The 19503-nt window shown below is 60.6% G+C and carries 19 protein-coding genes; 7 read left to right on the top strand and 12 right to left on the bottom strand.

Annotation, left to right across the window (positions count from 1 at the left end; genetic code table 11):
- Positions 1 to 26: 26 nt before the first annotated feature.
- Both tmpB and tmpA read right to left on the bottom strand, forming a co-directional pair.
- Positions 27 to 611, bottom strand: a complete 585-nt coding sequence (gene tmpB, locus AC1DYW_RS17450; RefSeq protein WP_457153054.1) for a (R)-1-hydroxy-2-trimethylaminoethylphosphonate oxygenase — start codon at positions 609 to 611, stop codon at positions 27 to 29.
- Complete coding sequence (tmpA, locus tag AC1DYW_RS17445) at positions 608 to 1759, bottom strand: 2-trimethylaminoethylphosphonate dioxygenase (protein WP_477227050.1); 1152 nt, start codon at positions 1757 to 1759, stop codon at positions 608 to 610. The genes tmpB and tmpA overlap by 4 nt, the downstream gene beginning before the upstream one ends.
- Positions 1760 to 1877: 118 nt before the next feature.
- Between tmpA and AC1DYW_RS17440 the strand changes: the two genes are divergently transcribed.
- Positions 1878 to 2762, top strand: a complete 885-nt coding sequence (locus AC1DYW_RS17440; protein ID WP_477227049.1) for a LysR family transcriptional regulator — start codon at positions 1878 to 1880, stop codon at positions 2760 to 2762.
- A gap of 4 nt (positions 2763 to 2766) precedes the next feature.
- On the opposite strand, the gene AC1DYW_RS17435 is transcribed toward AC1DYW_RS17440, so the two are convergent.
- On the bottom strand, positions 2767 to 3294 hold the full coding sequence (locus AC1DYW_RS17435) for a GNAT family N-acetyltransferase (protein WP_477227048.1): 528 nt from the start codon (positions 3292 to 3294) through the stop codon (positions 2767 to 2769).
- 589 nt (positions 3295 to 3883) lie between these two features.
- On the opposite strand from AC1DYW_RS17435, the gene AC1DYW_RS17430 reads away from it, so the two are divergent.
- The 3 genes from AC1DYW_RS17430 to AC1DYW_RS17420 all read left to right on the top strand — a co-directional run bounded on the left by AC1DYW_RS17430 (position 3884) and on the right by AC1DYW_RS17420 (position 8446).
- A complete protein-coding gene (locus AC1DYW_RS17430) occupies positions 3884 to 5257 on the top strand; it encodes an AAA family ATPase (protein WP_477227047.1) in 1374 nt (457 codons plus the stop codon).
- Entirely contained in the window at positions 5254 to 6309 is a 1056-nt protein-coding gene (locus tag AC1DYW_RS17425) for a hypothetical protein (protein ID WP_477227046.1), read from the top strand. Before AC1DYW_RS17430 ends, AC1DYW_RS17425 begins: the two co-directional genes overlap by 4 nt.
- A gap of 304 nt (positions 6310 to 6613) precedes the next feature.
- Complete coding sequence (locus AC1DYW_RS17420; protein ID WP_477227045.1) at positions 6614 to 8446, top strand: ATP-binding protein; 1833 nt, start codon at positions 6614 to 6616, stop codon at positions 8444 to 8446.
- Between the two features lie 223 nt (positions 8447 to 8669).
- Here the strand turns inward: AC1DYW_RS17420 and AC1DYW_RS17415 are convergent, their stop codons facing one another.
- On the bottom strand, positions 8670 to 9461 hold the full coding sequence (locus AC1DYW_RS17415) for a GGDEF domain-containing protein (protein ID WP_477227044.1): 792 nt from the start codon (positions 9459 to 9461) through the stop codon (positions 8670 to 8672).
- A gap of 129 nt (positions 9462 to 9590) precedes the next feature.
- On the bottom strand, positions 9591 to 10535 hold the full coding sequence (gene miaA, locus AC1DYW_RS17410) for a tRNA (adenosine(37)-N6)-dimethylallyltransferase MiaA (protein WP_457154869.1): 945 nt from the start codon (positions 10533 to 10535) through the stop codon (positions 9591 to 9593).
- On the opposite strand from miaA, the gene serB reads away from it, so the two are divergent.
- Positions 10525 to 11412 (top strand): phosphoserine phosphatase SerB, encoded by an 888-nt coding sequence (gene serB, locus AC1DYW_RS17405; protein WP_457154868.1) that lies wholly within the window; start codon positions 10525 to 10527, stop codon positions 11410 to 11412. The genes miaA and serB overlap by 11 nt on opposite strands.
- Positions 11409 to 11981 carry a GNAT family N-acetyltransferase gene (locus AC1DYW_RS17400; RefSeq protein WP_477227043.1) on the top strand — a complete coding sequence of 191 codons (573 nt, stop codon included), beginning with the start codon at positions 11409 to 11411 and terminating at the stop codon, positions 11979 to 11981. The genes serB and AC1DYW_RS17400 overlap by 4 nt, the downstream gene beginning before the upstream one ends.
- Before the next feature lie 48 nt (positions 11982 to 12029).
- Here AC1DYW_RS17400 and AC1DYW_RS17395 read toward each other — a convergent pair whose 3' ends face one another.
- The 6 genes from AC1DYW_RS17395 to AC1DYW_RS17370 all read right to left on the bottom strand — a co-directional run bounded on the left by AC1DYW_RS17395 (position 12030) and on the right by AC1DYW_RS17370 (position 17699).
- Complete coding sequence (locus AC1DYW_RS17395; RefSeq protein ID WP_457153337.1) at positions 12030 to 13547, bottom strand: DegQ family serine endoprotease; 1518 nt, start codon at positions 13545 to 13547, stop codon at positions 12030 to 12032.
- A gap of 191 nt (positions 13548 to 13738) precedes the next feature.
- On the bottom strand, positions 13739 to 13927 hold the full coding sequence (locus AC1DYW_RS17390) for a DUF2065 domain-containing protein (RefSeq protein WP_095087125.1): 189 nt from the start codon (positions 13925 to 13927) through the stop codon (positions 13739 to 13741).
- A gap of 6 nt (positions 13928 to 13933) precedes the next feature.
- Positions 13934 to 14902 carry a protease modulator HflC gene (gene hflC, locus AC1DYW_RS17385; RefSeq protein WP_095087123.1) on the bottom strand — a complete coding sequence of 323 codons (969 nt, stop codon included), beginning with the start codon at positions 14900 to 14902 and terminating at the stop codon, positions 13934 to 13936.
- Positions 14902 to 16014 (bottom strand): FtsH protease activity modulator HflK, encoded by a 1113-nt coding sequence (hflK, locus tag AC1DYW_RS17380; RefSeq protein ID WP_095087121.1) that lies wholly within the window; start codon positions 16012 to 16014, stop codon positions 14902 to 14904. The genes hflC and hflK overlap by 1 nt, the downstream gene beginning before the upstream one ends.
- Positions 16015 to 16164: 150 nt before the next feature.
- The gene (locus AC1DYW_RS17375) at positions 16165 to 16683 is read right to left on the bottom strand and encodes a dihydrofolate reductase (protein ID WP_477227042.1); all 519 of its coding nucleotides are present in this window, start codon (positions 16681 to 16683) and stop codon (positions 16165 to 16167) included.
- Complete coding sequence (locus AC1DYW_RS17370) at positions 16683 to 17699, bottom strand: DUF4424 domain-containing protein (protein ID WP_477227041.1); 1017 nt, start codon at positions 17697 to 17699, stop codon at positions 16683 to 16685. Before AC1DYW_RS17370 ends, AC1DYW_RS17375 begins: the two co-directional genes overlap by 1 nt.
- Positions 17700 to 17830: 131 nt before the next feature.
- Here AC1DYW_RS17370 and cobF point away from each other — a divergent pair, with 131 nt between their 5' ends.
- Positions 17831 to 18610: a precorrin-6A synthase (deacetylating) gene (gene cobF, locus AC1DYW_RS17365; RefSeq protein WP_477227040.1), complete on the top strand. Its 780-nt coding sequence runs from the start codon at positions 17831 to 17833 to the stop codon at positions 18608 to 18610.
- Positions 18611 to 18642: 32 nt separating this feature from the next.
- Here the strand turns inward: cobF and AC1DYW_RS17360 are convergent, their stop codons facing one another.
- The gene (locus tag AC1DYW_RS17360; protein ID WP_477227039.1) at positions 18643 to 19395 is read right to left on the bottom strand and encodes a methyltransferase domain-containing protein; all 753 of its coding nucleotides are present in this window, start codon (positions 19393 to 19395) and stop codon (positions 18643 to 18645) included.
- Positions 19396 to 19503: the final 108 nt, after the last annotated feature.

The following is a 19503-nucleotide window of genomic DNA, read 5'->3' as shown; positions in this document are numbered from 1 at the left end:
GCCTCCTCGACCTCGACGGAGTTGCGTCAGGCGCGATCGCGAAAGTCGCGAACGACCCGCTGCAGCAACGGCACGTAGTCGCGGAATGTCCGCGTCTTCATGTTGGCGACCTTGCCGCTCTCGTCCCAGATACGGACCCGGACCGCCTCTTCATGGAAGGGATTCTTGCGGAACTCGGCCACCTCGTCCACGCTCATCGGCCCGCCCTGCAGCGACAGCGTATGCACCGAAGCCTGCGAAAGCTTGCCGAAATAGCTCGGGTCGGTGGCGCAGAGATAGCGCTTGGCCGAGACATGCAGCCTGACGCATTCGACGATGACAGGCGGAAAGAACGGCGCCAGTACCTCACCGCCGGCTTCGTCGTGATGCTTGTCCTCGACATCCTCCGGCGAATAGGTGCCGAACTCGCTGGTGTAGTGGCCGATGTCGTGCAGCAGGGCCGCCGCCACCAGCTCGTCCGGCGCGCCGTCCTGCTCGGCGAACCATGCGCCCTGCAGCATGTGCTCCGACATGGTGACGGGCTCACCGAGATAGGATTCCGCACCCCGGCGTTCAAAGATGTCGGCGATGAACTCGACGATGTTGTCCGCGTTCAGGTCCTGGCCGGTCATTCCGCCGCCTCCTTGAACCCGCGTTCGATCGCCGCGAGCGTCGACAGCAGGCCGTCCTTGTCGGCGTAGCAACCCTGCAGCCAGCGCTTGCCGGTGCCGGAAAACGCCTTGCGGGCATGCATGACGCGCGTGTTGTCGACGATGAACGCCTGGCCCGCTTCGAGCTTGAAGGTCACTTCGAAGGATGGATCCTCGATCAGCTCGGCAAACCGGCGATAGGCGGCATAGTATGCCTCCATGTCGGCGAACGGCACGTCGACCGTCGGCGCCAGCGAACGATTGTTGAAGCGGATGCAGATCAGCTCGCCGTCGGGCCCGAGCTCGATCATCGGCCGCTTCGCCTGCAGCCGCACGCCGGCCGAGCCGGCATATTCGAACCGCGCCGGGCATGAACTCAACAGCCGAAAGCCTTCGGGGTTCTCAGCCTGCAAGGCGGCCGCGACGGCAAACCCGTCGACGACGCTGGACTCGCCACCCTCCACCGTATTTTCGATGCAGGACAGGATCTGCAGCGTCGGCACCGGATCGCGATAGGGATTATCGGTGTGCGCCTGGAGGCCGAGATTGGTGTAGGCGAGATTGCTGGGATTGACCTCGGCGCGCACTTCGAACCAGCGGCCGTAATTGGTTTCCCTGATATAGCCGAACAGATCTGACACTTTGCAGAGCGCCCCGGATTCGGCCGGCAGGTCGTCCATCACCGCAAAGCCATAGGCTTTCACCGCCGACAGCCATTGCCTCAAGACGTTGCGGTCGCGGCTGGCAGCAGGGTAGCCGGCACGCGGCACGGAATTCTGCATCGTCGCCTTGGTCCAGCGCACGGTGTGCTCGCCTGTCCAGCCGGCCTGGCGGGCCGCGTCGCGATCATAGGCATTGGCGCTCAGCCATATCGAGGGAAAGCTCACCGTCTTTCCTTCCGGCACGAAGCTGACCTCGAGGGCGTCGCCCTTGATCGATGCCGCGCCGATCTTCGTCTCGGCTGGAATGTCGAGGATGGTGATGAGCCGCTGGCCGTTGCCGGCGCTGCGCGTCTTGTCGTCCAGCGCATTGTCGCGCAGCCAGATGGCGTGAAAGCGGGTGCGCGTCCCGTCCTTCCAGCCAAGTTCGATGGTTCCGCCTTCGTCGCCGACCAGCGCGTGGGTGAGCATGGAGATCCATTCCTGTCCGCTACGCCTGCGGTCCGATCCGCAGGTTTCGATTGCATGTTGACCGCGCGAAAGGCATAACTCAAATTATCCTTTTTTGGCCAATGACCCCAAAGAACTAATGGCTCGAACAATCCCGCCCTTGCCTCCGCTTGACTGGCTGCGCAGTTTCGAGGCCGCGGCACGGCTGTCGAATTTCACCGCCGCGGCAACCGAGCTTGGCCTGACCCAGGCGGCGGTCAGCCAGCATATCCGGCTTCTTGAAGAACGGCTGAAGACGCGTCTGTTCTCAAGGCTGGCACGTGGCGTCGCGCTGGCGCCGGAAGGCGCGGCTTACCTGCCCCACATCCAGTCGGCTTTCGCCACCATCGGCAGCAGCACGGCTGAACTGTTTGAGCCGCGTGCCGTCCAGACCGTGACCGTTCGAGCGCCGATCTCCTTTGCCCTGCTGATGCTCGTCCCGGCATTGCCCGATCTGGCCACGGCATTGCCGCGCATCCAGCTCGATCTGGTGACGATCCACCGACCGACCGACTACGACCTGCCGGGATCAACGCTCGACATCCGTTTCGGCAACGGATCCTTCCCCGGACGTGACGCCGACAGGCTGACCGCCGAGCGGCTCGTGCCGGTGGCTGCCCCGGCCCTGGCCGGCGACGCCGACTGGACCTCCCTGCCGCTGCTTCTGGTCGCCGGCGCACGCGAGATGTGGGCGGAATGGTTCGTGGCCGCAGGGTTGGCCGGCCACCCCCGGCGATCGCATCGCTTCGACAGTTTCGTTGCAGCCATGGAGGCGGCCAGGGCGGGGGCCGGCGTGCTGCTGGGCTCGCGGCCGCTGGTCGATGCCGCGCTCGACAGCAGGACCCTGGTCAGGCTTTCCGACTTCGAACTCTCCAGCACCTCGGGGCATTTCCTGACCAAGGCGTCGACCGCGCGCCTGACCAGCGCCGAACAGGATTTCCATCGGTGGCTGCTGTTGCGCCTCTCCGGCTACGGTCCGACGTGACTGGTTACGAGATTGGCCCGATACGCTTCCAGTAAAGGAGCGTACCGGTCAGCCCGCCATGCGGCTTCAAGGCATACTCCGGTATCTCGCCGGCCAGCGTGAAACCGAGCTTCTCGTAGAGGCCTGAAGCACCCTCCTCCGTCGCCGTATCGAGAACCAGCAGCGTGCGCCCCTTTTCCACGGCCAGGCTCTCGGCGGCTCGCATCAGGCGCGATCCCACGCCCCTGCCCCGGTAATCGAAACGGGTCATCAGCTTGGCGATCTCGGCCCGGTGGGGCTGGTTGGGCGGGCAGTCAAGCAACAGGGTGACAGTACCGACCAGGACCTCGCCGTCCCAGGCACCAAGCACCGCCCTTTCCCCTCTTGCCGCTGCTGCCAGGGATTTCTGCCAGAATGCGCTAGCCGCTTCCGGTGCCAGCGGATGCATGAAACTGACCGATCCACCGGCTGCTACCGTTGCGACCAGCAATTCGGCCAGCATCTCCTGCGTCGCCGCAGCTGGGGTCAGTGTTCCGATCTCGATCGAGTTCATGCGCGTGATGTCCTGTGATTGCGATGGGGCGGCAGATGCGGGCACATTGCCGTCAGTCCAGGTGGCGCACACGGCGGCGATGCCCCAGATGCTCGACCTTGTCCATGCGCAGCAGCATAACCTCCCGGCTTAGCGCTTTCCAAACCTGCCAGAAGTCTACATGCTAAGGCGAATTTAGATTGCTGGTATAGCCTGTGAAAAGCTTCGCTAGAATACGGTCATCGTTTTGGCGACATGGAGAGTTGGCTGTGCGCAAATTGGGGATCACACCATTGACACTCACCATCTGCAGTGAACAGGGTTGTCTCCGCTGAGACGGTCGGTTTGACATTTTCGCAAAAGATATCAGGTAAGCACCCCTATGTTTCGATTTGGCGTAAAAAATCTTCGTCGACTTAGAAATGTTAAGCCAGTAGAATTGAGACCGATCACAATACTTGTTGGAAGAAATAGTAGCGGCAAGAGTACATTTCTTAGAACTTTTCCTCTTCTTCGGCAATCATTGATGACAAGGACAAGTTCTCCCATACTTTGGTACGGAGATTTTGTAGATTTTGGCTCTTTCGAAGGAGTTGTCTCGGACAATGATATGTCCGATAAAATAAGTTTTGTTTTTGGTCTAGACGAGATACGACTATCTAATAATTATCTTTCGCAATATGCATATCACGGATGGGAATATGATCGAAAAATTGGTCCAATTGAAGTAGAATTCTTTATAAGCGCAAAAGAGAACAAGACTCGCCTAGACTCTTTTATCATATCGATGGGTCACGGTGAAGTTGTTTTCGAGGTTGGCATCGACGACGCTGGTGTAATGTCTACATTGAATCTTAATGGAAAAACCATATACGATCTTTTCGAAAATTATCGAGTAGCATTTCCTGTAGGAAGTATATTCCCGGAGCCGTCCATCAGACTTAAGGAACAATCGGACATTTCCCCTCGCCTATTTGTAAGAAATACTTCATCTCTAGTTCAACCAATGGCTGATCTCATTCGGAATCATGTAGATAAGAGAACAAGACAGGAGGTACTTGAGCGGTTTTCGATTGAATTTCTTTCAATGCCCGAGTTCTCTGATTTGGAGATTGAGCGCCTGCAGGGCAGAACCACAAATAGGTCTTTTGGCAAGCTGTTGGCGGATCTCAGAGGAAAGAATGTAAAAGACCTAAAGTCCGCGGCGCATCGAATTTTTGTCGCGAACCAATTTCTGCCTATGGCCTCTGCTACTTTCGAGAAACTTCGCCTGATACTATCGGGCACCCTCTACATAGGCCCTGCGAGAGCTCGGAGCGAAAGGTACTACCGGTATCAAGAGTTGGCCGTTTCAGAGATCGACTCCGACGGTAAAAACTTTCCTATGTTTCTAAACTCACTTTCCGACAGACAGCTTCAAAGCTTCTCCCGTTGGGTTCAAAGCAGATTCGGATACGGAGTTGAGCTGCTTCGCCTCCAGGGGCACATCAGCATCAATTTATCGGTGGACGGAAATGTTACAAATATTGTCGACAATGGATATGGAATTTCCCAGGTATTGCCTGTATTGGGGCAGATCTGGTGGGCATCCAACAGACCGCGAAATGCGCAGCCGATATCGTTTCGTGACGGGTTTCCTCAATCATCAATACTAGTTATCGAGCAACCGGAGCTTCATCTTCACCCTGCACATCAGGCGTTGCTCGCTGATGCCTTGGTCGGAGAGCAAAAAAAATCGCAAGACAAACAAAAAATAGCTCCGTCAATTCAATTTGTGGTCGAGACGCACAGTGAGGCAATGGTTAACCGACTTGGCGAGCTTATAAGCGAGAGAAAAATATCCCAATCTGATGTACAGATACTTATATTCGATCCAGATATTGACGATTATCGATGCACTGTCGTTAGAATCGCTGAATTTTCCGAGGACGGAACGCTGAAGAACTGGCCATATGGATTTTTTCAGCCTGGTCTTCATTCATGATATTTGAAATCGACGCGACCCAGGCTCAACTCCACGCCTTTGATCCGATATTGTTGTCCCGCTTACTCACGGAGGTTCTTAGAGCCCACCGGCTCGGCCATCACTTAGTTATCATGCCTCGACAAACGTCTTTATGGTTTTTGGCAAACGTTCAGCTTGGACTGATGGAGCGAGCTACAGTCGAACGCCTTGTGGGAGAATTCACACAGACCGGGTCTCTTAGGGATCTGGCCTTGGAACGGCTGCGCATCGTCGGCGATCATGTCGGCCCTCCAGTGTCTATCGGAAACGCCGTGCACATGAGCTTTGAAGAGGCATCAAATTTGAGCCTTTCCGATAAGTCTATCCTCTTGGTGGAGGACACCGCATCGGACGGGCGTTTATACGTAGCTATCTTTGACCAACTCAAGCGCCGCGTAGGCACAAATTCTATTTCAATGGATGTCCATCATGGCGGCGGGGAACGAATAATCGAAGTCCTTGCTCAGAGAATCGGAGAACGGCGTATCGTTTGCATGTTAGCTGACTCGGATCGCAACGCCCCTTCCTCGCCAGAGCCCGCGAAGATCAGCGACGCGCGAAAGCTCGCTGAAGACGCCGGCTGGCCCTTAGTTGAGGCCGTCGCTCTGCCTTGCCGCGAAATCGAAAACCTGATTCCTCTATCAATAGTAAGAGATTTACAAAGCGCTAAAGAGCGAGGTGCGGAGATAAAGGTCTTTACTGTCATTGAAGACGCTGAGGCTAAATTGGCAACGACTGCGAAAGAACGTTTCTGGCTTTTTGTAGATTTGAAATCTGGGCTGTCCGACGAACAGATGGAGAAACTCAGCGATGATGAGCGTACTTGGGTGGTATCCCGACTTGCCATGGCTGGCTCCGCAAGATCGTACCGCGGATTTGGCAACACCATTGTAAGTCAAGTCCTTGCTAGCAATGCAGCTATGGCGGCTCTGAGTGCGCAAATTCGCCGAGAGGATTGGTGGGCGCGCTTTGAGGTGACATTTGCCCGCGTACTGTGGTTCTTGATGGCATCACGAAGGCAATTCCTCTGAGAGGAGCATCGATAGCCTTTCGCCGGGCGAACGGCGGTAATCTGGTCGTGCTTTGGTCCGGTCGCGGTTAGGGGACGAATGACGTGCTTCGGCTCGTTGAGACATGCGAATTGGTTGCGACACCATGCAATACCGCTGGCAAAAGGAATGCTCACGTCGGTTCGCAAGCGCAGGTGGACAAGAGGCAAAGCCATCGACAATTTGCACCGGCTCCTTAATCGTCTCTACACCATCCAACCTCATCCAGCCTTAACCCCGTTCCTGTAGGGTCGATGCTCCAGGGGAAATGGGGATTGGCCTGTCCATGTATGTCGAACGCGAAGCCTCCGTTGGAGAACCGACATCGCAGGAGCGTCGCAACGCGGAGCAGAACGACAGGCGCATTCTGGGCAACGTCGTGCAATGCGACGGCGCGCGCGCCACCATCGGCGCCTTTGCGGACGATATTGACGGCGCGGTGACCGGCCTGTGGACAGTCGGCAAGATGATTTCCATCAATCTGGGATCCACGCGAACCGTCGGCCTGGTCTACGGGATCGGCAAGTCGGACCGCGCCTGGAGCAATGAAGGTCAAAACCCGATCGAGGTCAGCATCGAGCTGATCGGCGAAGTCCGCGACGGAGCAGAACCGGGCGCCAAGCCGATCTTCGATCGCGGCATCACCACCTATCCGCATATCGGCGCCATCGCCCATCGCATCCGCACCCGTGACCTGCAGGCAGTCTATGATCTGGCCGGGCGCCATTCGATCACCATCGGCACACTCTCGCAGGACGAGACGATCGCCGCCAACATCGCCATCGACGATACGTTGGCGCGTCACTTCGCCGTGGTCGGCACCACCGGTGTCGGCAAATCCACCGCCGTCTCGTTGCTGCTGCGCAAGTCGATCGCGGCGCGGCCGGACCTGCGCATCCTGATCCTCGATCCGCACAACGAGTTCGCCGCGTCGCTGCCCGAATATTGCGTCAGGGTCGATTCCAAGACGCTCGACCTTCCGTTCTGGATGTTCAGGCTGGAGGAGTTCGCCGAGGTGCTGTTCCGCGGCCGCGAGACGGTGCCGGAAGAGATCGACGCCTTGCGCGACCTCATCCCCGCCGCCAAGAACCTTTACCGCAACCCGAATTCGGGCAGCTACATCAGGCGCGGCAGCGATGCGCTGACCGCCGATACGCCGGTGCCTTACCGCATCGCCGACCTTATCAAGCAGATCGACGAGCGTATGGGCATGCTCGAAAGCAAGACCGACCGCCCGACGCTGAAATCCCTGAAGACGCGCGTCGAATCGGCGGCTGCCGACCCACGCTACCGCTTCATGTTCAACTCGCGCCTGATCGAGGACACCATCCACGAAACGATCGGCAACCTCTTCCGCGTGCCGCATCATGGCCGCCCGGTAACCTGCTTCGAGATGGCCGGCATGCCGTCCGAAGTGGTCAATTCCGTCTGTTCGGTGCTGGCGCGCCTGGCCTTCGACCTCGCTTTGTGGAGCGAGGGCAAGCTGCAGCTTCTGCTTTTGTGCGAAGAAGCGCACCGCTATATGCCGGCCGATCCGCGTCTCGGCTTTGCGCCGACAAGGCACGCGCTGTCGCGCATCGCCAAGGAAGGCCGCAAATATGGCTGCTATCTCGGCGTCGTCACCCAGCGACCGGGCGAGCTCGACCCGACGATCCTGTCGCAATGTTCGACCTTCTTCGCCATGCGACTAGCCAACGAGCAGGACCAGGCGATCATCCGCTCGGCGATTGCCGACTCCTCGGCCTCGACGCTGGCTTTCCTGTCGTCCATGGGCCAGCGCGAGGCAATTGCCTTTGGCGAAGGCGTGGCGACGACGATGCGGCTTAAGTTCGAAAAACTATCCTCGGAATTGATCCCCGGCACCAACAAACGCGAAGAGGCCGAGTCGAAAGCCGGCGAGGATGTCGACCTGGTGGCGATCGTCGAGCGGCTGCGCAACGTGCCGAAATCAACGCAGCAGGCGATGGCCTTCGCCGAAGTCGTCGATTCAAGCCGCCAGGCCGGCGATCCCGACTACCGCAAGCCGCCGGCCACCAGCCGGGTGCAATCGGATGACGATTTCGACATGCGCTACGGTCTCAAGCCCGCGACCTTCGGCCTGCGCCCACAAAACGACTGAGCGGTGCGCGCTACGTCTCTCTGCTGACAGTCCAAGAAGCCGCACATCTAGGCGCCCTGCGTCGTTGGCATGCCTTGGGTAAATCCCGAAAGGGAATTCATCAGGCCGAGTTGAATGGCGTGGCTTTCGAGAAGCCGGAGCGGAGCGGACATTTAGTCCGTGAGCACCGGAAGTCTAGAAAGCCGCGTCAGACGACCGGCCTCATGAATTCCCTTTCGGGATTTTAGGCGCAGACGCGGTTGCGGCCTTGCCTCTTCGCCTCGTAGAGCTGGCGGTCGGCGCGGCGATAGAACTCCTCCGCCGTTTCCTTGCGGTCCCAGACAGCCAGACCGACGCTGGTGGTGATCCTGAGCCGAACATTGCCGGAGAGCACCGACATATTGGCGACCGCCTTGCGGATGCGCTCGGCAAACTTGCCCAGCAGTTCGGAGTCCATGTTGGGCGTGACCACGGCGAACTCCTCGCCGCCCAGCCGCGCCACCACGTCGTGATAGCGTGTCATGTCCTTGAGGCAGCTCGCGACGGCCTTGAGCACCTCGTCGCCGACATCATGGCCATGGGTGTCGTTGACCTGCTTGAAATGGTCGAGGTCGAGGATCATCAGCCCGACGGGCTTTTCGATGCGCCGGAACTCCTCGAGATATTCCTTCAGCGCGTCATCGAAATAGCGCCGGTTCTGCATGCCGGTCAGGCCGTCGGTCAGCGCGGCATGCTCGAGTGTCTCAGAGCGGGCGCTGAGCGATACCGTCATGGCGCGCAGCTTGCCTTCCTCCGTCGCCTGTTTGCGGATCAGCGGATAGATGAAGAAAATGCCGAAGAACAGCGCAGTGGCCAAAAGCACCCCGGTCGCGAACAACAGCTTGTTGAGATAGATGACCTTGTCCATGCCCGAAGCCGTATGCAGCTCGGTGGCGAAGGATTGCAGCAGTCCATAGGCATGCAGCGTCACCAGGCCGGCGGCCAGGATCACGAAGATAAAGACGAAAAATGCTGATTCCGCCTTATGGAAACGCATCTGCTCCCCAATGGAAAAGTGCCCACTGACCTTATGGCATGGGCGGGCTTACGGAGGGTTAATTTGGACAACCGCAACGGGAACCTTACCTTGCAGATAAACTTTTCAGGTTGCAATGGAAACAGGCGATCAAATCGTGGTTTCCAGATCGTCACCGGGCCGCAATTTTTGCCATTCCGAGCCCAATTGGTGCCTGAACCAGGTCGTTTGCCGCTTGGCATATTGCCTGGTTGCAATCTTGGCGCGCTCGATCGCCTCGGGAAAGCCAATCTCTCCAGCCATCGCGGCCTGCAGTTCGCGAACACCGATCGCTTTCATCGCCGGCAATTCGGGGTCGAGGCCGAGCGCCGATAGCCGCTTGACCTCGTCCAGTGCCCCCTTGTCCAGCATCTGGTCGAAGCGCTTTTCGATGCGGTCGACCAGCGCCGCCCGGTCCGGCTCGATGACCAAGAAACGCGCGCTCTGCCTGTCGATGAGCGGCCGGCCGCGTTCCGCCTGCCATTCCCGGATCGAACGGCCCGACGCATCGAGCACCTCCAGTGCCCGCACGATGCGCTGGCTGTCGGTCGGCTTCAGCATCATGGCAGCCGCAGAATCCTGGCGCAGCAGCACGCTGTGCAGCTTGACGGCGCCCTGCTCCTTCAACTCATAGCGCCAGCGGTCACGAATTCGCTGCGGAATGTCGGGCATTTCCGAAATGCCCTCGGCGAGCGCACGGAAGTAGAGCCCGGTACCACCGACAAAAATAACTGGCTGTCCGGAGAGCGTACCGTCGTCGATCAGCTTCATCACGTCGCGCAGCCAGGCGCCGGTGGAATAGGCTGTAGCTGGGTGGACATGGCCATAGAGAAAATGCGGCGCGCGGGCGAGGTCGGTGACCCCCGGCCGGGCCGTCAGCACGTCGAGCACCGAATAGCCCTGCATGGAATCGGTGTTGACGATGACGGCGCCCTTGCGCCCGGCCAGATCGAGCGCAAGGGCCGACTTGCCGCTGGCGGTCGGCCCGGCTATCAGGATCGCGTCCTTCACGCGGCCTTTGCCCGCCTGTCCGCCGGAATCGTCCATGCCGCTCATCGCCACGCTTGTTTCCCGTCCCGCCGATCGCGTATTGTCGCAGTCGCTTGCGAATATGGCGTCACGGTCGGTCGGCGCAAGCGCTGTTGTCTGGCTTGCCGACGGGATTGCCTGCGATCTTGCCTTGCCGAAAGAGGCTAACGCCGGCGATATAAGTGCCGCCCTGCGTGCAGCACTCGCCACCGAACCGGTCGACGTGATCGTCCAGCCGGCGGAAACGCGCCGCAAGAAGATCCTCATCGCCGACATGGATTCGACCATGATCGACCAGGAATGCATCGACGAACTGGCCGACGAGATCGGCGTCAAGGATCATGTCGCCGCCATCACCGCGCGATCGATGAATGGAGAGATCGCGTTTGAACCGGCCTTGCGCGAGCGGGTGGCGTTGTTGAAGGGCCTCGACGCCGCCGTGGTCGACCGCATCGTCGCCAATCGCCTGACTCTGGCCTCGGGCGGCGGCGCGCTGGTGCGAACCATGCGGGCCCATGGCGCCTGGACGGCGCTGGTGTCCGGCGGGTTCGAGGTCTTCACGACGCGCATCGCGGCCATGCTTGGCTTCCAGGAGAACCGCGCCAATCGCCTGCTCGAACAGGACGGCCGCTTCACCGGGCTGGTTGGCGAACCGATACTCGGCCGCGCCGCCAAGGCCGATGCGCTGATCGAGATTTCCACACGCCTCGGCCTGACGCCGACTGACGCCATTGCTGTCGGCGACGGCGCCAATGATCTCGACATGATCCGGCTGGCTGGCACCGGTGTCGCCCTCCATGCCAAGCCGACGGTGGCGGCACAGGCAACGGTTCGCATCGACCATGGCGACCTGACAGCATTGCTCTATGTGCAGGGCTACAGACAGGAAGAGTTTGTGCAATGAAACCAATGCGTACCGAGCGCCTGATCCTGCGCAACTGGGAAGATCGCGATCGCGAACTGTTCCACCGGATCAATTCCGACGAACTGGTCATGGAATTCTTTCCGTTCCGCCGCACCCGCGCGGAGGCGGACGCTAAGATGGACGAGGTCCGCGCCTGGGTTGATGAGGACGGCTATGGCTTCGCCGCGACCGAGATTGCGGCCACGGGCGAGTGCATCGGCTTTGTCGGGATAACCGGGACGGAAGACATCGACGTCCTGCCCGCCGGCACGATCGAGATAGGCTGGCGTCTCGCTCCGGAATTCTGGGGCAAGGGCTACGTCACCGAGGCGGCCGAGGCCTGGCTCGCCCACGGTTTCGAAACGCTCGACCTGGACGAAATCGTGTCTTTCGCGGTTTACGAAAACCATCGCTCCACCGCCGTCATGAAACGCCTCGGCATGAGGGTCGACCCGGCTGGCGACTTCGACCATCCGGACGTCCCTGACAGCCACCCGGCGCTCAAGCGGCATGTCCTCTACAGATTGTCGCGCGAGGACTGGCAGGCAAGAAAAAAGGCGGCCCAATAGCCGCCTTTTTTCGTCTCAAAATCAGGGCACTACAAGCCTTTCCGGACTTCAGTCCATCCGGATCGTCACGAACCTGAGCTCGCCGGTCTTCGACGCCAGCATCAGCAGCGCGTTCTTGCGCCCTTGCTCCTTCAAGGCGCCAATCCGGTCCATGACATCCTTGGGCGTGGCGACCGATTCCTGTGCGATCTCGGTGATCACCTCGCCCGGCTGGATGCCGCGTTCGGCGGCAGCCGAATCCTTGGTGACATCGGTGATGACGACGCCGGAGACATCGGCGGCAATGCTGAACTTCTTGCGCGTTTCGTCGTTCAGTTCGCCGACGGTCATGCCAAGCACCGAAGCCGTCGAGACGGCCGGAGCCTTGTCGCCCTTGTTCTGGTCGGTGTTGCTGCCGTCCTCGCCGCTGGCCAGCTTTTCGCCATCTTCGAGCCGGCCGAGCGTCACCTTCACGGTCTGCTCGACGCCCTTGCGCACGATCAGCACGTCGACCGCCTTGCCGACCGGGCTCTCGGCGACCACGCGCGGCAGGTCGCGCATTTCATGGATGTCCTTGCCGTCGAATTTGAGGATGACATCGCCGGCCTGAATGGTGCCGTTGTCGACCGGGCCGCCCTTGATGACGCCGGCGACCAGCGCGCCCTTGGCAGTCGCCATGCCGAGGCTTTCGGCAATGTCGTCGGTCACCGGCTGGATGCGCACGCCGAGCCAGCCGCGCCGGGTCTCGCCGAACTGGCGCAACTGGTCAACGACGCCGGAGGCGAGTTGCGAGGGGATGGAGAAGCCGATGCCGATCGAACCGCCCGACGGCGAAATGATCGCGGTGTTGATGCCAATGACCTCGCCGGCGCTGTTGAACAGCGGACCGCCGGAATTGCCGCGGTTGATCGCGGCGTCGGTCTGGATGAAATCGTCATAGGGGCCGGAATTGATGTCGCGGTTGCGGGCCGAAACGATGCCGACCGTCACCGTGCCACCGAGGCCGAACGGATTGCCGATCGCCATGACCCAGTCGCCGACGCGCATCTTCGTGGAATCGCCGAACTTCACCGCCGTCAGCTTGTGGCCCTTCGGGTCGACCTTCAGCACCGCGACATCGGTCTTGGTGTCGGTGCCGACCAGCGTCGCCTTCAAGGTGATGCCGTCCGAGAAATTGACCTCGATGTCGTCGGCATCGGCGATCACGTGGTTGTTGGTGACGACGATGCCTTGCTCCGCGTCGATGACGAAGCCGGAACCCAGCGACTGCACTTTCTGCCCGCCATTGTCCTTGTCGCCGCCACGGTTCTTGAAGAAATCGTCGAAGAAATCCTGGAAAGGCGAACCCTCGGGCAACTGCGGCATCGGCACAGCGCCCGGACCTTCCGTACCCTTCACAGTCTGAGAGGTCGAGATGTTGACCACCGCGCCGAGCAGGCCTTGCGCCAGGTCGGCGACCGAAGCAGGGCCGTCGGCGGCCAATGTCGGCGTCACGAAGGACGGGGCAGCGACGGCGCTGACAAGAAGGGCTGCCGCACCGGCGATGAGCGTCCGCCGTGCCGCGCGCAAAAGGGTATTGGATGTCATCGAGAAGCCTCCCGGTATTCTTGAAAAGAAAAGCGCTTCGACGAAAACGCCGCGTCGCGCCATGTTGGCAAAAAATACGGCACGTTTGCGGCTATGACTATCGGCAGAGGATAAATCATCCGTTATCCCGGGATCGAAGCTCGTATCCCGGGATCGAACTTCGTATCCCCCGGGATCGAAGCTCGCCACGCTTACCCGCTTCGCACCAGCCAGACGATGCCGACACCGATGGCAATCGCCGCCAGCCCGGCGATCCGCAACGCATTCTCGGGCAGCGACAACACTTCAGTGGCGAGCTTCCTGGCAAGGCCTGGAAAGCCGCCATAGACCAGACCTTCTATCACAAGGACAAGGCCCATGGCGGCGAGAAAGTCCTGCACCTGCCGCTACGGGCTGGTGCTGGGCTGTGCCGCCGGCGCGGCAGGTGCCGTCGCCGGCGCGGCGGGTGCCGGTGAAACCGGCTTCGCCGGCGCCTCCTTGCCATCAGGATCGCGGAAGAACCGGAAGAACTCCGAGTTAGGCGACAGCACCATGGTCGTCCCGGTGTTGTCCAGCGCCGTGCCATAGGCGTTCATCGACCGATAGAAATCGAAGAAGGCCGGGTCGCGCTTATACGCTTCCGCGAAGGTGGCGCTGCGCTGGGCTTCACCCTCGCCTCGCAGGATTTCCGACTCTTTGCGCGCTTCGGCAACGATCTCGACCACTTCGCGATCGGCGCGAGCCGTGATGCGCTGTGCCGCTTCGTTGCCGCGTGCCCTCAGCCGCGCAGCCTCTGCCAGGCGTTCGGCCTTCATGCGGTCGTAAGTCTGTTGCGAGACTTCCGCGGTGAGATCGGTACGGCGGATGCGCACATCCTCGATCTGCAGGCCGAGCGACGTGGCGTCGGGCCGGAGCTGATCGCGGACTTCGCGCATCATTACGGCGCGCTGTTCGGAGAGCGCGGCCTCGAAATCGCGCAGACCGTAGACACGGCGCAAGGCAGCGTCGAGACGCGTCCTGAGCCGGGCTTCGGCCAGTTCGATCTGACCGGACACGGCGGCACGGAAGACGCGCGGGTCCGAGATGCGATAGGCGATGAAGGCATCGACCTCATAGAACTTGCCGCCCGACACCTGGACGCGGATGTTGTCGAGGTCGAAGCGCAGCACACGGTTCTCGATCAGCTGCACCGTATCGGCGTCGAAGAACGAGAACGGCGCCTTGAAGTAGATGCCGGGTTCGCTCTTGACGTCGACGATCTCGCCGAACCTGAGCACCAGCGCCTGCTGGCGCGCATTGACCACGAACACCGACGAGTAGAGCAGGAACAGGATGATCGCCACGGCGACGACGATGATGGGGAGACGATTGGCCATTACTGGTTACCTCCCGTAACGGCAGCAGGGGCGGCCGGTGCCGGCGCCTTCGGCTGCAATGCCGGCAGCGGCAGATAGGGAACGACCCCTTGCCCGTTGCCCTGCTCGACGATCACCTTGTTCGAATCCTTCAGAACTCTCTCCATGGTTTCCAGATAGAGGCGCTTGCGTGTCACATCCGGCGCCTTGGCATATTCGTCATAGACGGAGATGAAGCGCTGCGCCTCACCTTCGGCTTCCTGCACGACCCGGTTCTTGTAGGCGGCCGCGTCTTCGCGAACCTGTGCGGCCTCGCCGCGCGCCTGGCCGAGCTTCTGGTTGGAGTACTGGTTGGCCTGCTCGACGAACTTGTCCTCGTCCTGCTCGGCACGCTGCACCTCGTCGAACGCATCGGCCACCTCGCGTGGCGGTGCTGCATCCTCGATCGAGACGGCATTGACGTTGAGGCCGGCCTTGTAGCCATCCAGAGTGGTCTGGATGATCTCGCGAACCGAGGCGGCGATGCCCTGGCGGTCATCGCGGAAGATGTCCTGCGCCGGCCGGCGGCCGACGGCTTCGCGCATGGCGCTTTCGGCAACCTGCCGCAGCATGCCGTCGGGATCGGAGACGTCGAACAGATAGGCTCGGGGGTCGGAGACCTGATAGGCTACGGAGAACTGGACGTTGACGATGTTCTGGTCGCCCGAAAGCATCAAGCCGTTGCCGCTGGTGTTGCCGCCGCCAATATCGACGAGCTGTTCGGAAATCTTGGCCGTCTCGACGGTTTCGAGCGGCCACCAATGGAAATGCAGGCCGGGCTGCGACAGTTCGGCCTTCGGCTTGCCGAAGCGCAGTTCAACCGCGACCTCATCGGGCTGCACGGTGTAAACCGCCTGGAACGCCCACAGCACCACAAGTGCGGCCGCGATCAGCGCGAAAATAGCCGGGCTTGCGCCACCGCCACCCGGCAGTGCGCGCCGTAGCCTGTCCTGGCCGCGGCGGATGATGTCTTCGAGATCGGGAGGCGAGCCCTGCGGGCCGCTCGGTCCCTTTGGTCCCTGCCCCCAGGGTCCCTGATTGTTGCCGCCGCCGCCCCATGGGCCGCCGCCGCCGCTTTTATCGTTCCAGGGCATGAATGTCCTTTCGCATGGAATTCCCTCAAGCGCCGGTATTATGGCGCGAAATCCAGTATCGTTCTTCTATAGGGACGCCACGAGACGCTTTCAACGCGATGCGTTGCCGACTTCGTCCGATTTGGCCCGGTCGCGACCCTTTGTCGTCTTTCAATGCACGTCGCGGCGTCGCTCGTAAACCGAATAGCGCGTCGCGTGGCTGTCCTTTTCCCCCGCCGGAATCTCCTGTGAGCTGACCATACGCCAGGAATTGGGATCGATCGGCGGGAAATGCGCATCGCCGTCGACCGCTGCCAGCACATGGGTGACGTGCAGCCGGTCGGCCAGCGGCAGCGCCTGGGCGTAGATTTCGCCGCCGCCGATGACGCAGACCTCGTCCACACCGACCATGCAGCGCCCGCGCACCCTCGCCAGTTGGATCGCGGCTTCGAGTGAATGCGCCACCTCGATACCCTCGGCGCGCCAGGCCTTGTCGCGGGTGACCACGATGTTCAGTCTGCCCGGCAGTGGCCGGCCGATGCCTTCAAAGGTCTTGCGGCCCATGATGATCGGCTTGCCCATCGTGTCGGCCTTGAAGCGCTTGAGATCGGTGGACAGCCGCCAGGGCAGCCCGCCATCCCGCCCGATCACGCCGTTCTCGGCAATGGCAACATAAATCGCGACATGCATCAGTTGGCCTCCCCGCCATTGCTGGCCGTCGGATCGAGAAGCAGGATGTCGATGTCGTGCTCGGGATAGAAATCGTCTGCCGTCATCTCGAACGTCGTCGGCCCGACCTTTTTGACATTGTCGCCGCAGAACGAGACCAGCGCTTTCGGATTGACCTTGTCGACGGTCAGCTTGAACTTGCCGATGGTGCCCGCCGCCCAGTTGCCGCCGGTGGTCAGGATATAGGCGATGCGGCTTTCGTTGTACTGGGGATAGCCGTCTGGACCATCCTTCGCCGCCTTGCGCACCGAGTTCTCGAAGGTGTCGTCCATGCAGTAACGCGTCTTGTAGCTGGCGTATTGGCCCTGGAACTTGCCGTCGAAGTAAAAGCTGACCGAAGACGTGCCGCCGACGCTCGGCTTGTAACGGTGCGAGACATGAACGTCCTTGTTGGCCGGAAAGGTCGAGCGCCACCAGTAGGTCGACCGCAATTGCCAGAACGGCGCGTAGTTGGGTTTCGCGCCGGGGCTGTCGTCAATCGTGTCCTCGATGATGATGCCGCGGTTGACCCAATCGTCGGCCACCGCTTGCGGCAGCTTTGCCAATGCGGCCTTCGCCTCGTCGCCGAACGGGTTGAACGGCACATTCTGAGCCTTCAGATCGGCACCGATGTCGATGCCGAGCGCGAACACCTTCTGCTCGAGCTGGGGCTTGGCGGCGACTCCGTCGATCGTCACCTCGAAGCCGAGAAAATTGTCGCTCTGATTTTCAGGGATCGCCGGCATCTCCTCGGGATCGCCAGAAATGTCGGGCATCGGGAAAGCGACGATCGCGTCGACATCCTTGTCGGTGTTGTTGTGGAAGACGTAGTCGACCGTCACCTTTTGCGGCGAGATGAAGAGGTCCTCGCTTTGCATCGACACGGCATCGCTGCGCGACAGGATCAGGCCGCCGGTGCCGAGCTCGGCAACCGAATCATTGGCGAATGCAGGCGCGGCTGAAAGCGCCAGCACGGCGGTCAGGACGTATCGCAACATGGAAGCCCCCTCGGCTAGAATGCCGACACGACCCTAGCCGTTTCAATGTGGCGTTTCAAAGCCCTTCCGCATCCGCGGGCGCGCCATGACGCTCTGGACTAACAGGTTTCGATCGGGCAGGAGATCGTTCCATGCGCAAGCTTCTCGTCATCGGCATCGGCGCCGGCAATCCAGACCACATGACCGTTCAGGCCATAAACGGCCTCAACCGCGCCGACGTGCTGTTCATCCCCGACAAGGGCGCGAAAAAGAACGACCTTGCCGACCTGCGCCGCCAGATCTGCGATCGCTTCGTCACCAACCCGAAGTCGCGCCGCGTCGAATTCGACGTGCCGGTGCGCGCCGAGCCGGCGCCCTCCTACCGCTCGACGGTCGACGACTGGCACGAGGCCATTGCCGCCATCTACGAAGCCCTGATCCGCGACGAGATTGCGCAAGATGGCTGCGGCGCCTTTCTGATCTGGGGCGATCCCTCGCTCTACGACAGCGCGCTGCGAATCCTCGAGCGCGTGCGCCTGAGAGGCAATGTCGCGTTCGAACTGGAGGTCATTCCAGGCATCACCGCTATCCAGGCGCTTGCCGCCAGCCACAAAATGGCGCTGAACCGCATTGGCGATTCCGTCCTCGTCACCACCGGCCGCCGCCTCTCCCAGGAGGGCCTGGCCGACAATGCCGGCAGCACCGTCGTCATGCTGGACGGAAAATGCGCGTTCAACACGCTTGCCGACAAGGATGTCGCTATCCATTGGGGCGCCTATCTCGGCACAGCGGACGAGATTATTCTCTCGGGCCGGATCGGCGATGTCGGCCCGGAGATCGAAAGGGTCCGCGAGGAAGCCCGTCTGCAAAAGGGCTGGATCATGGATACGTATCTGCTGCGCAAGCCTGGCGAGCCGCAGGACGATCGGTAATTTTCAGGAACCGAAGGTCCAAACCTAGCGACCTACGCCTGCCGTCGTTTCAAAATTGCGCAGAATTCAAAGTTGTCGTGCGGCGTGGCATAGACTTGCTCGACATCCAGCCCGATGAGACCGAGATTGGAAAGTGCCTCTATGCCGTCGCGGAAGCTTTGCGGCGTAAATTGCCACGCGTGAACATCGACGTATGCCCCGCCGGAATTGTCATATTCGCTCATGGCCACGGAGACGGCAGCAATATTCCGCCGATAAACCGGCAGCCCATGATCTCCGGCCCAATGACGGGCAGCGTCATTGTGCGTGATCAGGGCTCTGTGTTCGATGACGCTCTTTACGCTGTGAACGCTGTTGCCCCGAGCGTTGATGAAATCTGCAATTGAGCTCTCTGGAATGAAGTGATCGAAGCAATAGCGCTTGTCCGGTACAATCAGGAGGTATCTGCCTGTCGGCACGAGAATCCTCTCGACCTGTCTCAGATGGTGGATCAGATCCGGCTGATGCTCGATGCAGTGACTGCTCAGGCAGAAGTCAAACGTCTCGGCGACGATACCCAAATCGCCGGTGCTGGAGACATAGTCGATATCCATAGGGGCGGTGGAGTATGGGTAGCCGACCGCATCCGCCCTCTTGATCAGGCCCTGCTTGTCCAAGACGTCGAGATATCTGACGTTTGGACCCCGAAGCGTTGGGTTGGTGAAAGGCCCGATCTCAAGGGCTGATTTGCGTCCGACAAGGGCAGTCAGGTCGTTTCGGTGAAACTCTGTGGAGCCGGCGTCCATTCGAATTAGCCCGCGCCTGAGCAGCGGCAGCAGTCTTCTCAACAGGGGAAGCGAGGCAAGCCGCGCCCGCATTGCGCGAGGCAATAGCCGCCAGACGTTCGTGAGCCG

The organism is Mesorhizobium sp. P2_D5, from assembly GCF_056404355.1.
Note: the sequence above shows the minus strand (reverse complement) of the source record. Positions and strands in the feature narration are given on the sequence as shown.